The organism is Methylobacterium sp. GC_Met_3 (assembly GCF_026540775.1).
Classification (GTDB): domain Bacteria; phylum Pseudomonadota; class Alphaproteobacteria; order Rhizobiales; family Beijerinckiaceae; genus Methylobacterium.
The window spans coordinates 1-13,240 of the sequence record NZ_JALNUL010000038.1 but is presented as its reverse complement, the minus strand read 5'-3'; the positions used below and the strand labels follow the sequence as shown (position 1 = coordinate 13,240).

At 63.4% G+C, this 13,240-nt stretch carries 12 protein-coding genes and 2 pseudogenes; 4 read left to right on the top strand and 10 right to left on the bottom strand.

What is annotated here, in order from left to right; all coding sequences use genetic code 11:
- Nucleotides 1-496: 496 nt before the first annotated feature.
- Both OXS27_RS25650 and OXS27_RS25645 read left to right on the top strand, forming a co-directional pair.
- Entirely contained in the window at nt 497-1,021 is a 525-nt protein-coding gene (locus tag OXS27_RS25650; RefSeq protein WP_346733088.1) for a hypothetical protein, read from the top strand.
- Between the two features lie 441 nt (nt 1,022-1,462).
- Nucleotides 1,463-2,491 (top strand): hypothetical protein, encoded by a 1,029-nt coding sequence (locus OXS27_RS25645; RefSeq protein ID WP_267359778.1) that lies wholly within the window; start codon nt 1,463-1,465, stop codon nt 2,489-2,491.
- 481 nt (nt 2,492-2,972) lie between these two features.
- Here the strand turns inward: OXS27_RS25645 and OXS27_RS25640 are convergent.
- The 3 genes and pseudogenes from OXS27_RS25640 to OXS27_RS25630 form a co-directional block, all read right to left on the bottom strand.
- Nucleotides 2,973-3,397 (bottom strand): annotated as a pseudogene (locus tag OXS27_RS25640) (hypothetical protein).
- Between the two features lie 127 nt (nt 3,398-3,524).
- The gene (locus tag OXS27_RS25635) at nt 3,525-4,367 is read right to left on the bottom strand and encodes a porin family protein (protein ID WP_267359776.1); all 843 of its coding nucleotides are present in this window, start codon (nt 4,365-4,367) and stop codon (nt 3,525-3,527) included.
- 432 nt (nt 4,368-4,799) lie between these two features.
- A pseudogene (locus OXS27_RS25630) lies at nt 4,800-5,063 on the bottom strand (IS630 family transposase); the annotation flags it as partial.
- Between OXS27_RS25630 and OXS27_RS25625 the strand changes: the two are divergent.
- Nucleotides 5,039-6,253: a hypothetical protein gene (locus OXS27_RS25625; protein WP_267359774.1), complete on the top strand. Its 1,215-nt coding sequence runs from the start codon at nt 5,039-5,041 to the stop codon at nt 6,251-6,253. The pseudogene OXS27_RS25630 and the gene OXS27_RS25625 sit on opposite strands and share 25 nt — an antisense overlap.
- Nucleotides 6,254-7,145: 892 nt before the next feature.
- On the opposite strand, the gene OXS27_RS25620 is transcribed toward OXS27_RS25625, so the two are convergent.
- The 5 genes from OXS27_RS25620 to OXS27_RS25600 form a co-directional block, all read right to left on the bottom strand.
- Complete coding sequence (locus tag OXS27_RS25620) at nt 7,146-7,532, bottom strand: transcriptional regulator (protein ID WP_267359772.1); 387 nt, start codon at nt 7,530-7,532, stop codon at nt 7,146-7,148.
- A gap of 136 nt (nt 7,533-7,668) precedes the next feature.
- Nucleotides 7,669-7,995, bottom strand: a complete 327-nt coding sequence (locus OXS27_RS25615; RefSeq protein ID WP_267359770.1) for a type II toxin-antitoxin system HigB family toxin — start codon at nt 7,993-7,995, stop codon at nt 7,669-7,671.
- Nucleotides 7,996-8,598: 603 nt separating this feature from the next.
- Nucleotides 8,599-9,405, bottom strand: coding sequence for a hypothetical protein (locus OXS27_RS25610; protein WP_267359768.1), 807 nt, complete (start codon nt 9,403-9,405; stop codon nt 8,599-8,601).
- Nucleotides 9,406-9,567: 162 nt separating this feature from the next.
- A complete protein-coding gene (locus OXS27_RS25605; protein WP_267359767.1) occupies nt 9,568-10,356 on the bottom strand; it encodes a hypothetical protein in 789 nt (262 codons plus the stop codon).
- A 13-nt stretch (nt 10,357-10,369) separates the two neighbouring features.
- Entirely contained in the window at nt 10,370-10,660 is a 291-nt protein-coding gene (locus tag OXS27_RS25600; RefSeq protein WP_267359766.1) for a hypothetical protein, read from the bottom strand.
- A 99-nt stretch (nt 10,661-10,759) separates the two neighbouring features.
- On the opposite strand from OXS27_RS25600, the gene OXS27_RS25595 reads away from it, so the two are divergent.
- A complete protein-coding gene (locus tag OXS27_RS25595) occupies nt 10,760-11,278 on the top strand; it encodes a MucR family transcriptional regulator (protein WP_267359764.1) in 519 nt (172 codons plus the stop codon).
- 146 nt (nt 11,279-11,424) lie between these two features.
- Here OXS27_RS25595 and OXS27_RS25590 read toward each other — a convergent pair whose 3' ends face one another.
- Both OXS27_RS25590 and OXS27_RS25585 read right to left on the bottom strand, forming a co-directional pair.
- Nucleotides 11,425-11,745, bottom strand: coding sequence for a hypothetical protein (locus tag OXS27_RS25590; RefSeq protein WP_267359762.1), 321 nt, complete (start codon nt 11,743-11,745; stop codon nt 11,425-11,427).
- Between the two features lie 18 nt (nt 11,746-11,763).
- Nucleotides 11,764-13,240, bottom strand: a 1,477-nt coding sequence (locus tag OXS27_RS25585) for a flagellin (protein WP_267359760.1), incomplete at its 5' end; no start/stop codon positions are given.

Here is a 13,240-nt window from a genome sequence, read left to right as displayed (position 1 = left end):
CATCAGGAGAGCAACCGCCGCGAGATAGACCCTGAAAAGCCAACAGCCCCTTCCCGGCAAGGAAGAGGCTGCTGAAAACCCAGAGGCCTTGTGGGGCCCGTATGACTACCCCCCACAAGCCATGACCTCCCTCGGGAGTCAAGACGGAACCTGTTTCCGTCAACGGGAAGGCTTTGCCTGGACCCTAGCCGCGGCCCGTGAGGGACCGGGATCGATGTTTGCTGACGAAATCCGCCGACAGGTGGAGGCGGCTCCGCTCGCCGCGCTGCCGGCTGTCACGGCTGCGCTGTGGCGTGCCTACGGGGAGGGGAAGGTCACAGAGGCCGAGGCCGAGGCGCTGTCCGTTCTCATCGAGGCGCGGAAAAGGTCTGGAGGCGGACACATCCCTCGACAGGGCGCGAACTCAACAGGAACTGTCGCACCCGGCGATACTCGACAGGATCGTGTGGCGAGCCTCAAGAGGGCCGTCGGCTCACGCCCGCGCACGGATGCCTCGATGGAGCGCCGCCGCCGCTGGGCCGCCTCTGGCCGCCTGCCGCCGGGTATTGCGGCTCGTTTCACGCTGGCCGAGCAGGCGGTGCTCAGCCTCGTGGCGGCCGAGACCGTGCGCCGGAAGGATTGCCGGCTGTCCGTGCCGAACCTCGCCGCCGTCACGGGCGTGGCCGAGACCACCGTGCGCAACGCCATCCGCGAGGCCCGGAAGCTCGGCCTGCTGACCGTCGAGGAGCGCCAGATCACAGGCTTTCGCAACGACACCAACATCGTCCGCATCGTCTCGCCTGAATGGACGGCCTGGCTGCGGCTGGCCCGGGTCCGAGACCCGCTATCCAAGCGTGGATCGTCCGCTTCCGCCGCTGCGGCTCAGGGGGGAGGGTGCAAATCCGCGAACCGCACGCCTACTGAAGTTCTCATCCTGTCAGAATCGGGGAAAACGGTGCCGAAGAAAGGCTGCCGAGAGGCAGCGGGCGACCTCGGTCGATCAGGCCAAGCGAGAATTCGCGCGGGTGGTGGCGCGGGCTGAGCTATGCGGTGACGGTCTGCGCCCGGCTGTTATGTCGAACGCATCCCTGCATCAGCATTCCAGAAACAGTCACTTGGAACCCTGGGCGCAGCGGACGCGGCGCGACAGGAGGAGGAGTTCCTGCGCATGTTCCGGGAGATCCGCGATCCAGGCTTCCGCAATTGGCTTCTTGGTTTCATGCGGGCAGCCGTGGATGGATCGAAGAGAGACGAGGACTAATCCTTAGCCGCCAAACAAGGCTCAGCAATCCAGCTTTCGAGGCATGACCTCCCTTATTTGCCTTCGATTTAAGCAATTAACCATTTCATAATATAGGTTAATATAATGTTGGCGTAAAACCTTAATTTGTGAGGAAATACGTAGGCGGGCTGGCGGCCTGCTACGTCCTCCGAGGTCATCATGGTTCGGGTTTCGGCACCCAGGCATCCTCTGCGCCTGGGTATGCGCACGCTTGCGAGCATCGTCGCGCCACTCATACTTCTCGTCACCGGGACAGGCTCAGCCAACGCCCACGTAAAGTGGTTCTGCGCCTACGACGTGGCCGGCCAACCGCGCGGCCTCGAACAGGTGTTGTGCCTGAATTTCGAATGGCTAACAGCGTTCGCCATCGTCTGCCTGATGCTGGGTTGCTTGGCTGAGGGTACACCGCTGGGCGCAGCCCTGATGAACGCCCTGGACCGCGTCACTTCCCGCATCCGAACCGATACCGAGCTGCTGGTTCGCTGCACGCTCGGCTTCTTCCTCGTCTCGCTGTACGACCTTGGCGGCATCATCCTGACGCCGGAGCTGAAGACCGACGTAGCCTGGATCCCGTGGCTGCAGCTCGCCATGGCGGCCTGTCTGATCTCACGCCGTACCATGCCGCTGACCGGCCTGGGCATCGTCTTCCTGTTCTCTTTCGCCACCGCACAGTACGGCCTGTTCCACCTCGCCGACTATCCGGTGTTCCTGGGCGTGGCGGTCTACCTGATCTGCCAGGGTCTTGGCCTGAAGCCGTTCGACATCCGCCCCCTCGACATCGTCCGCTGGACGGCCGCCATCACGCTGATGTGGGCGTCGGTCGAGAAGTGGGCCTACCCGCAGTGGACGGATCCGCTGCTCGCCGCCAAGCCGCAGATGACCATGGGCGCGACGCCTGAGCTATTCATGCAGGCTGCCGGTGTGATCGAGTTCACCCTGGCCTTCGCCCTGGTCTGGACGCCTCTGGTACGGCGTGTGGCGGCCCTGATCCTGACGGGGATCTTTGTCTCGGCGATCTTCGAGTTCGGTAAGGTGGACGCGATCGGGCACTCCGGCATCATCGTGGTGCTGCTCGGGATCGCGGCAGATGATGCCCGGGCGACGGTGCGGGTGCGCGATGCGGCTTGGGCGCCGGCCTACTACGGTGGCGCGCTCGCGACTTTCCTGGCGCTGTACTACGTCGGCCACGAGGCCCTGTATCAAGGCCTCGCCGGTCTGCCGTTGATCTGAGGTGGGCTGACAAAGTGCCCACTCTGCGGCGTAGAGCCGTCAAAACCACCGGACCCACCCAGTGCGGCTGCTTATTGGCAGCCGAAAGCAGGGTGCGACGTAGGGGGCTATGAAGTCCTGCTGCCACCCTTCAATATCGATGCGGCGGTGGCGGCGGTGGCCCATCGTCATCGTCGTCGAAATCATGTGGAGGGGGTCCCCGGTGATGTGGCGGAGGCGGCGGCCTGTCATCATCGAAGTCAGGCGGTGGCGGCCGGAAGCGATGTGGCGGTGGCGGCGGCCGATCGAAGTCCTCACCCGGTGGGGGCGGACGCCGATCGTCGTATGGTTGGGCGGTCGCCCCTACCGTCGATAAGACGAGCAAGGCCGCGCCCGACAGGAATGCACGCATAGGGCCTCCATAATTCGGTCACGCAAAAAGCTCGCGAGCACATGAACGGCTAGTGACGTGCTCGTTTACGCCCGAGATACACGGCTGCAGTCAGCCGTAGGGGCCGCCGAACAGGTTACCTAAGGCCTTCCGCCGGAACAGCGTGCGCCAGCGCCTTCGCTGATGCTCCGGCCGATCGTGGATCAGGTGACACCGCGGGCAGAACGCCGCGAGGTTGGCGTCGGTATTGTTCGAGGTGTCGTGGTCCCGATGGGCAGCCGCGAGGACGACCCGGGTCTGGCGAACCCGCCTGAGGGTGTCAGCCTCTACTGCGATCCGGATCCGGCGGCCCAATCCATCACGCCACCGGCCGGCGTCCGCGTCCCACCAGCGCCCATCGCCAGGTGGTAGACCATCCGCCTGTGCGGTCGCCCGCAGCCTTCGCAGCGGCCCCGCGCTCGGCCGAACCGGATCACAGCCGAGAGCTGTAGCCAGTCGATGGGGTAGAAGAAGCGGTGCTCGGGCCGGATCGGCATGGCGAAGGTAGGTACGGCGAAACCGATAATGAACACGCCCTGGGAGTGCATCCCAGGGCGTTCCTCGACCAAGCGGCCAGTCTGATCGGGCTGGGGATGCTTAGGTCAAACTGGGTTGCAGCGTGACTTAATACGAGCCGAACTTGTAGTTCAGGCCAGCGCGGACGACGGCGAACTCGTCGTCGCGGCGCCCGACGTTGCTGTAGGCCGCCGGGTAGTTCGTTGCGCTGTTGATCACGAACGCACCCTGATTGCGGGTGTTGCGGTCGAGGTTGACGTACAGGCCTTCGACCTTGAGCGTCACCGCCGAGGAGCGGAAGAAGTTCAGGAACGAGTCGGTGGGCAGCGCGTACTCGATGCCGCCGCCGACCGCGTAGCCAGTGCGGAAGCTGTCGTTGGTCGCATAACCACCGAAGCTGCGATCCGAGCTGCCCGAGCCGTAGGCGAAGCCGCCGGTGCCGTACACGAGGGTGCGGTCGAAGGCGTAGCCAAGGCGGCCGCGCACGGTGCCGAAGTAGTCGAGGCTCGACAGGCCGCGCGGGTCGGTGACGTAGTAGCCCGGGGCGACGGCAGCGCTGGTGATGGCGCTGTTCCGGCTACGGCCGAAGTCGAGGTACTGGGCGTCGGCCTCGATGCCGATGACCACGCCTGAGCCCGGGGTGAACTGGTAGTTGTAGCCGACCTGGCCACCGCCGGAGAAGCCGTCCTGGCTGCGGTTACCGAAGGTCGCCGTAGCCGGAACGCCGCTGGCGGTGAAAGCACCGGGCACGGTGAAGGTAGAGTTGTTCGAGCGGCTGGAGGCGTCGAAGGCGTAGCCGGCGTTGATACCGAAGTAGGCGCCGGTCCAGGTGAACACCGGCACGGGGGTGAACACGGGCGGCGGAGCGGCGCGGCGCGGCAGGTCGGCGGCCGAGGCGGCGCCGGTCAGGAGAGCCGTAGCGGCGCTCGCGAGAAGAAGCTTCTTGATCATCTGGTCCTCTGTTTCCCGTTGGACGGGATGTGCACGGGTGGCAGAATGCAAAATGAAACTTAACGATAGTGTAAATTCGCAACAGCTCGGTGTGTGGCTGTCCGTTTGATGATCAACCATGTGCGATCCAGCACATTGCCCTCAGGGCGGGCCCTACTTGAGTCCAGAAATATGTATCTAAATATTTCTAGTCACAAAAAAGCCTCGCAGCGCGGAGGCTGACGAGGCTATAGTCGTTCGTAAACATTCCCAGGACCAGCCAGGAAAGCTTCGACGCCGATTAAACCTATCCTCGGCCGATCCGCAAGCTCGTATGCTATGCACCTGCAACGGCTATCAGGATTGCGGTAAACGATCTTGGCGGTGCTGACCTACCTACCGCAGAGCCCTCGCCTCACCTCGCCTTGTCGCTGCGTCCTGAACCGGCCTTTAGAGACCGACGACATCCTCGACTTTTTCGGCGAATGCCGGATCGTGGGAGCGCTTGAAGGTCCGCACCCGATGCGGTTGCAGGCGGTGCTCCTGCCAGATCCGCTGCACGGAGCGGAGCGAGATGCCGGTTCGCGCAGCGACGGCGCGGCCGGTCCAGTGCGTGACCTCGTCCGGCGGTTCCGAACACGTCAGCGCCAGCACCTTCGCCACTGTGCGGGTGGAATGCGGCGGGGTGCCGGGTGGGCGGGTCTTGTCGCGCAGTAGGCTCGAGCGGCCGGACCAGCGAGACGGTCGAAGCGATCGTCGCTGAAACCGACGCGCCCGACCGCTCCAGCCGGTTCTTCGACGCGATCAAAGCCGCGCACGCCGAAGGGCTGACCCCTGGCGACGTCGAGGCGCTGATGATCCGGCACCCGGGCGGGTGCGCCGGCAAGTACCTCGAACCCTACGACCGCCTGCGCCGTGAGATCGATCGCGCCTGGGAGAAGGTCGACGAGAAGGCCGAGGAGCTTCGGCAGGCCGCCGAGAGTCCGGCCTATGAGGACCTGTCGGGGTCGGTGCTGGAGGCGCGGTCTCAAGTCGAGGCGGCCGTGGTGCGCTTCCTGGAGGCGGCCGATGCCTACCGTCTGTCCGAGGAGGAAGACGCCGAGCCGCCGGTGCACGCCCTCGCGGTCACGACCGGCGTGGGCAAGACCTGGGCGACCGCCAAGGCCATCGCGCAGTACGTGCTTGGCCGTCGTGGGACGGTCCGGACCCCGAAAACGATCCTGTACGCGGTTCCGACCCACAGGCTCGGCGTCGAGATCGAGAGCCTGTTCGCCGTGCACGGCCTGGAGGCCCGGGTGTTCCGCGGCCGCCAGGCTCCCGACCCGTCCCGTCCCGGGCAGACGATGTGCGACGACATCGAGGCCATTGAGATCGCCAGCAACCTCGGCGAGCCCATCGAGAGCAGTTGCTGCAAGCTCAAAGAGGGCGTGGCCGTTCTCCACCAGTGTCAGTTCTATGGCTCCTGCTCGTACCAGGCCCAGAAGGAGGGCCGGCCGGACGTCTGGATCGTGGCCCATCAGATGCTCTACCGGGCGCAGTCTGCGTTCGGCGACATCGAGCTTGTCGTGATCGACGAGGGGTTCTGGCAGTCCGGCCTACGCATCCCGAAGCGCGGCCTGACCCTCAACGAGATCGAGGCACCCTTGCCCCTGGGCAAGGCTCGCGACGACTTCCTGCAGAACGACATCGAAGCCAACCGATCCATGCTGGCGAAGGGCCTGCGCCGGCAGGACGAGCGCGGCGACGTCGGCGGTGTGCGCCGGGAGAACCTGATCGCGGCCGGGCTGAACGGAGAGATCTGTACCGCCGCCATCGCCGCGGAATGGCGGCTGAAGGAGAAGACCGCGATCTTCCCCGGCATGCCCCGTGCGGATCCGCGAGTACGAGAAGCCCCACCCCGATCCTGATGTGATGTGCTTCGGCGTGTTCTTGGAGCCCTCCACCGCTTTCCTCGCCGAGATCGGCGCTCCCACTTGGCAGCCGTAGGAGGCCACGATGCGCCACATGGGCGGATGCACCGAATGCTTCACGTTCTGGTGGGGCTGCCGCTGTCCTCTCCGGTGCGAGGAATGCGGCGCTGGCTACCGGGATGACGGCAACAGCAACTGCGGCACGCCTGGGTGCAAAGCCGGGCAGCGACGCCATTGGGCCATGCTCGACCGATGGGAAGCGAGCCGCGAGGAGAGCGCGGCCGAGATCGAGTGCGAGGCGGCAGAACCTGCCTCAGCCGTGTCTGAGCCTGAAAGGGGGCCGCCTTCTGCTACCCCTCTGCCCCCTGCCGAAGGCGAGGCCGTGACGACCCCTCCTCCGTCCCGGCCGACCGCACGCCGCCAGGCCGCGACGAAGGCCCATGCCGAGCGGCGTACTCCTCAGGCGAGTAAGCCCGCCCATCGCCCCGTGGCCGAGCGCCGTGCTGCCGTTGAGGCTCTGCTGGCCGAAGGTCTTTCGGATCGGGAGATCTCCCGGCAGGCTAAGGTCTCGCCCTCGACGGTCTCGGCCGTAAGGAAGGCGCAGGTTGAGGCCTCACGCCCGTAGGACTGCCTCCGAAAACTCAACGCACCGGCTCAGCCGGCACTCTCGCGTACCGGCTTCCGAAAAATCCCCCTCGCGCGGACCGCCTCCAGAAACTCCGGAAATTCCTTGCGTAGACTGCCTGACAAAACTCGAAAATGGCCAGCCGCATCTCTCGCGTAGCGGCTTCCAAAAACTCCCCGGATCGGGGCTGCCGCTCTCTAAATCGCTCTACTTTAGAAGGTCGGCGCGCCTTTTTAGGTGTCCGGGTTGTCCGGTATGACGGCCTTAGGCGTGCTCTGCTACCAGCTCGTATGTCGCCGTCAGCGCAGCGATCGGAAGCCGCCAAGCTTCGCTGATGGCTCTGATCTGAGGCAGCGTCAGAGAACGCTTCCGGCTCAGGATCTCAGAGGCGCGAGAGCGCGAGCCGAGGATGTCCGCGAGCTCGTTCTGCGAATGCCCCATGTCCTGGATCGCGAACTGAAGAACCGTCACGGGATCCGCCTGCGGGATCGGGTAGCGCTGGTCTTCGTAGTTCGAGATGAGCAGCAGGAGGATTTCCAGGCGGTCCCCGCTGGGGCTGCCGGGATGCGGCTCAAGGTCCATTAGACGCTCAACCTCAGCCAAGGCCCAATCGTAATCCGCTTCGGTTCTGATCGGGTGGAGGTCGGACATGGCTGCACCTCTGCTAACTAGTACACTGACGCACTCGAATGGTGCATAGCGCACGATAAATTTCCTCGAAGAAACAACTGTTTAGGCAGCTGCTAGTGTGCGGCTCGTCTGCGTCAGTGCACTAGGAATGCGGTACTCAGCGTTTTCTTTCTTGCTTCTCATTCGGGTTCCCGACCTTGTCGGCGTGGACCCTGTCATACTCAGCGTGCGTTCCGACGAACTTGATGAACACGATCTTGTACGTGTAGTCCAAGCGGCAGATCACACGGTAGTTGTTGCCTCCAACGTTAAAAACGACCCGGTTGTCCGGGACAAAATCGGCGCTCCCGAACGTCTGTCTCACATCTGCGGTGTTCGACCATTCTGCAGCCGCCGTAAGGGCATACCAAGCCGTCAACGGTCCCTCTGACGTGGGATGGAGGGTCCAGAAGTCGACAAGGGTCTTGCGGCTGATGACGCGCATGTCCTGATATAGACTGTTCCCGCTCTGGGAACAAGCGCCCCCGCCTTTCCACGCGTGGCATGCGTGCCGAGTTCCGGCCCGGTGCCCCACTCGACGATGTGCCTCGCGCGCCTGCGCGTACTGTGCGCTAAACCCCCATTCCGATGGCTCAGGGACCGTCCCACCGCTGAATATCCGCTGTTTTTTTATTCGGCCTTGGCCCGCGTGCCCCAGCTGATTTCCGTTGATTGTTTTTCAGATCGGGCCTGATCCCCAGCCTCCCCTTTTAGGGTGCGCGGGTTGTGTGGCTTGCCCATTTTGGACACCGGCATGCTATCGGATTGAATGAACTAAACCTTTGCCACGAATTGGTTTTTTCGGACTCTACTATTGACCGCCACTCTCGCGCGCACGCGCGTACTGGTTGCGAAACCCCCACCGACGTCAACAAATGTCAACGGGTAGGCGGCTGAACCCAATTTTAGTTTGGGCCTTCAGGAGGCCTTCGACCCCATGGCAACAGGCGGTCTAAGCCCGGACGTTGTGACCCCCGAGCGGCCTCGCGTGCGCGTACTGGTCTCGAAATCCAACCTCGAACCTTAACAAACCATAACAGGTCAGCGCTCAAGCGTCTGCGGTAGAGAGATGGGGTGGCAATTCCGCGTCTCGCTTCTCAGCCTCGCGGGTCTCCTCCTCGCTCAGGCGACGGCGGTAGTTCAGGTCGCTGCCGCCCTGGAGGTAGAACCGGTGGCTGAACGCGTTGTAGGCGAAGCAGAAGCCGGTCAGGTACTGGACGCCGAACGGGTCGGTGTAGCGGACCTGTCCCACGATCCAGTGCACGCCCTCGTTGTCGGTCTTGGCATCCGCATCTCGGGTGAAAGCCGCATCCGTAAACCTATGGGGCTCATTCGAGCTGCCGGGCGGGATGATCTGCACCTTGTGTAGCGCTGACTGCATCGGCGGGAACGGGATACCCTGCGGCAGGTATCGGCTTCGCAGAGGGCTGGCGTAGACCTCCCGAACGATCGCGGGGGACCGGCCGTGGTTGTGCAGGGTGAACGCCCCGAAGCCGGGGCGATTGCCGGGCGCCAACGGATCGCCCTTCCGCCAGCCCTCTGCGGTCGCGTAGATGAAGGGTGCTTCGGCGCCGAGTAGGGCGGCCTCAGCGAGCGCAGCAGATCGTTCAGCGGCGCTGGCCGCCTTCATGGCCACGCCAATCTGCCGCTCGCCCGCCTTCCAGAGCTTGTCCGTCGAGATCCAGAGCAGGAGCGTGAAAACCGCCAGCAGGCCGTTGAAGCCGATCAGGACCCAGTCCGTCAGCTTGCCGTAGTCGTGCTCCTGGCCTGGGCCAACCTGCCCTGAGCCTCGCCAGACCGCGAAGCTGGCCAGACTGAAGACGACAGCCACGAGCGCGATCAGCCGTCTATCCATGCCCAGCGCTTCCTTTTTCAGGTGTTCGGATTGTTCGGATTGCTCCCATAAATCGGCAGGATCTTCGACACCTCACGCCACTCGGCGACGACCTCCCGGACCCGGCGTATCTCGGCCTGAGCCTCCTGCGTCCGCATCCCATGGCGGTACCGGCCGTTGCGGCTACCCTTGGGCGCGCCGCTTCCCTTGGCGCCGCCGTGCTTGTGGCATCGCATCTTTCCCCGCACCGCTGGCGACAGGCACGACGTCCCGGCCCGCGTCCGGGCGCAGCATCGTGGGGTCAGCCTGAAGGGCGAGGGCTGCCGGTCCAGTGAGTTCATGGGCTTGATGTCCATTTTCGAGGCGACCCCCTCCCCCCTGGGTGACGTTCCCGACGATCGCCTGACCGCCTTCGTAGACGTGGACGTGCTCGACCGTGACCTTCTGCGCGCCGCCGCGGCGTAGCTTCGATAGGGCTTCCAACTGTGCCGTGTAGGTCCGCAGCAGCTTGGTCGCGAGGGCGCCGTACCGCTCCAGATGATCGGTCGTCTCCGCGCGCTTGGCCTTGGTCAACATCTCCATCGCCACCTCGTGGGTGCCGACCATCTGGACCGCGAGCATCGCTTCAGCCTCGTTCTCCGGAGCGATCCCGCTGACGGCGGCCAAGCCCGCATTCAGTTCTATATCATCGGGGATGGCTTTCCCGCGCTGCCGCATGATGGCCGCCACCCGCCCGGAGTTGTGTTGCGCGAACTCGGGTGAGGCGGTGCCGAAGGCGTCCACGACCTGGAGGACGTGCCCAGCGTCGTCGCTGTGCTTGCCCTTGCCGTTCATCGTGTTCGTCATTCCGGCCTGGCTGCCGTAGGCCAGCGGCTCGGGCCGCGCCTGGTAGCGCTCCGCGGCCCTCTGCATAGCGAGCTTCTGGCGGTGGTCAGGCTCGGGAAGCCGCGGCTGATCTTGCTCGTCGCTCATAGCTGGCTGCCCCTCATGCCGATGTCATCGTGACCGAACCATCGTCGGGATCGACCGCCTCGACGCGTGAGCCACCGAGACCAATTGACCCCACAACGTCATCCAAGGCGCGATTGCAGGCTGCTGCGAGCGCATCGCTGGACGTGGTCGGCATGACGAGCAGAAGGCTGCGTGCCAAGACAGACACTACGGTGACGCGCATGGTTGGGTGGAAGGGCGCTCCATCCCGATCGCGTTCGAATTTCGAGACGACGTTATCGGCGATCAGAGTGGCAGACCGCTCAAAGTCAGGGCTCGGCATCATGTCGAAGCTGCCTACACAAAAATGTTTCTCTTAAGATAGCGTATTGCTTTTCGTTACGCGACAGCGGATTGTGCTGTCTTTCTAGAAACTAGGTGCATCGTGGACGAAAATTCAGAGATCAACGGGACTCAGTCCGTCAATTTTATCGAGCTGACGGCTGACATCGTCTCGGCCTACGTGTCGAAAAATTCGGTCCGTCCTAGCGACATGCCAGAGCTGCTTGCCAGCGTGCACGCTGCGCTGGCCGGACTCAGCCAGGGTAGCTCCCCCGAAGCCCCGACGGTCGGCAAGCCCACGCCTGCGCAGATCCGGAAATCGATCACCCCCGATGCTCTCATCAGCTTCGTCGACGGCAAGTCGTACAAGACGCTAAAGCGACACCTGACCGGCAACGGTATGACGATCGAGCAGTACCGCGAGCGGTTCGGCCTGCCGCGGGACTACCCCTCAACGGCTGCCAGCTACTCGGACAGGCGATCGGCTTTGGCCAAGAGCCTTGGTCTCGGCCAGCAGCGCAAGAAGGCGGCTGCGAAGTCCGTTGAGCCCGCGGAGACGGTCTCCGAGAAGTCGAAGCGAGCTGGTAGGCCGCGGAAGGCCAAGGCAACCGCTGAGGCTTGATGTCAAACAGGGATCTGCCGTTCCCTCCGGCGATCCCCATATCTCAATCTATCGCGGCGGTTGAGCCCTGCACGGCTCCCGTTTGCGAGCGCGCTGGCCGCCGTGTTCCCCCATTCACGCGTGGCCGGCGCGCGTCACAGCAAGGGTCAGGCGTCGCACTTCACAACGAGGAAAGGGAATTTAGCTTCAAGCTCAGCGTCGAAGATGCCCCAGATGTAAGCCTTGCCCTGGCTCACATCGATCACAGCGAGCCGATCCTTCTCGCTATTCATGCCGCAGTTCTCAATGAGCCTTTTCGCGAAATCCGGCGCACCCTCGGGCGTTTGTAGGAAAAACACCGACCCGTTGGAGCTGATCTGCCCGGGCCTTCTGCCCATTTCAATTTCTTTTACGATTATGCTCAGTCTGGACTTATGAGCTTTGATATCGGATCGATTTAGTTCGACGTGAACAATCAGAACTGACATGATACAAATTTGTGGCTTCTAGCTGATATAGTTGACTAGGGACAATTTAGAAAGAGAAGCCGTGATTTGATAACTCGCCTGAAGGCGGTTTTGAAGATCGAGGAGCTTGGTGGCGACTTCCTCTGTCGGTGCCTGCTCAATGCCGTCTAGAGTGTTCTGGAGCGTGTTCTGGGTCGCGGTGTTCGTAGTGGCTGCGTCCGACAAGCGGGACGACGCAAGGCTGAGTTCCGTCACCGTATCCTGCACGCTCGGGCTCGTATCAGCGGACGACAGGAGGGTTTGCGCACGGCTGCTAACGGCATTGTAGATCGCACTCGCATTCGCGTCCGATGAACTCGGCATGCCGAGCGCGACGGTAGCAAGGCCCGCGAGCACGTTGGCGATTGAAGACTCGTTTGCCCGCACGCCCATCTGGACGGTGCTTGTCGCGCTAACCTGCACGGACTGGGTGCTACGCGGATCAGTATTCCCATCCTCGCCCTGATACCAAATTACCGTGTCGGTTGCCTTGCCTGGCGTGTAGCTCGGTTCACCGTTCGCATCAGTGGTGACGCGCAGGGGAGCCGTCCCGGCTGCGACGGTGGCACTGGAGGCAGAGAAGAAGTTTGTCGCAGCGCGAGCTGTAGCACTGGCAGTCAGTGTACTGCCCGCCGACGCCTTGAGGGCATTGTTGAGCGTGGCTGACAGGTTCGTTGCGGTGGCGCTGGCACTGCTGCCGATGGCGAAGCTCGTGGTCGAGGTGGCATCTACGGTCGCCGCGGCCGTGAGTGTGAGTGTCGTCGACGTGCCGTCGGGGAGGTTCAAGGTGAACGTCACGTTGTCGCCGACAGTGGGCTGTGTAGCGACGTTGATTGTGAAGGAGGCGGGCTTGCCTGACCCAGCCGCTGCGTAGGTCGCCGTGAGCCCAGATCCTGTCGTAGTCGGTGCGCCGGCGAGGGCAAAACCGAACGAAGGTGTTGCCCGAGCGCTCGCATCCTCAGTGACGCCGACCTGGGTCGCGCTCAGCATCGTTCCGCTGGGTGTGGTCCCGCCAGGCGATGTTTGGGTCAGACGGCCATTGCCGGCTGTTCCAAGATCGGCGTCGACCTGCTCCGACACCAAGGTCTTCAGACCCGCGAGTGCATTGCCCGAGCTGTCGGTCGTCCCGTTTAAGATAGTGTCTGCGTCGAGGACTGGTTGTGTCGAAGTATCACTGCCACCAAATAGGTAACTGCCGCCAGCCGACTGATTGAGAGCGTCAAGCGCCGACTCAAGATTGTTCTGCGCAAGCGATTTGCTCGCGGTTGTATCTAGTGTTGTGCTTTGTAAGCCGTTTTCCAGACCAGTTTTAGTGCTGGTGCCGAGGGTTGCGACCTGGGTCAGGCTGGTAACTGCGAGATTGGTCCGGGTCTGGGCGGCGGTGATGCCAGCGGCGTAGCCGGTGAGCGCACTCAAGCTGGCCTGTGCCGAGAGTGCTGTCGAGCGCCCGGTGCCGAGCCCCCCATAAGTTTGCGCA

Bases quoted from the DNA above. Each gene is read 5' to 3' on its own strand.
- OXS27_RS25600 (WP_267359766.1), bottom strand. From the start codon at position 10,660: ATGATGCCGAGCCCTGACTTTGAGCGGTCTGCCACTCTGATCGCCGAT.
- OXS27_RS25650 (WP_346733088.1), top strand. From the start codon at position 497: ATGGAGCGCCGCCGCCGCTGGGCCGCCTCTGGCCGCCTGCCGCCGGGT.
- OXS27_RS25610 (WP_267359768.1), bottom strand. From the start codon at position 9,405: ATGGATAGACGGCTGATCGCGCTCGTGGCTGTCGTCTTCAGTCTGGCC.
- OXS27_RS25620 (WP_267359772.1), bottom strand. From the start codon at position 7,532: ATGTCCGACCTCCACCCGATCAGAACCGAAGCGGATTACGATTGGGCC.
- OXS27_RS25590 (WP_267359762.1), bottom strand. From the start codon at position 11,745: ATGTCAGTTCTGATTGTTCACGTCGAACTAAATCGATCCGATATCAAA.
- OXS27_RS25635 (WP_267359776.1), bottom strand. From the start codon at position 4,367: ATGATCAAGAAGCTTCTTCTCGCGAGCGCCGCTACGGCTCTCCTGACC.
- OXS27_RS25615 (WP_267359770.1), bottom strand. From the start codon at position 7,995: ATGCGCGTCATCAGCCGCAAGACCCTTGTCGACTTCTGGACCCTCCAT.
- OXS27_RS25645 (WP_267359778.1), top strand. From the start codon at position 1,463: ATGCGCACGCTTGCGAGCATCGTCGCGCCACTCATACTTCTCGTCACC.
- OXS27_RS25605 (WP_267359767.1), bottom strand. From the start codon at position 10,356: ATGAGCGACGAGCAAGATCAGCCGCGGCTTCCCGAGCCTGACCACCGC.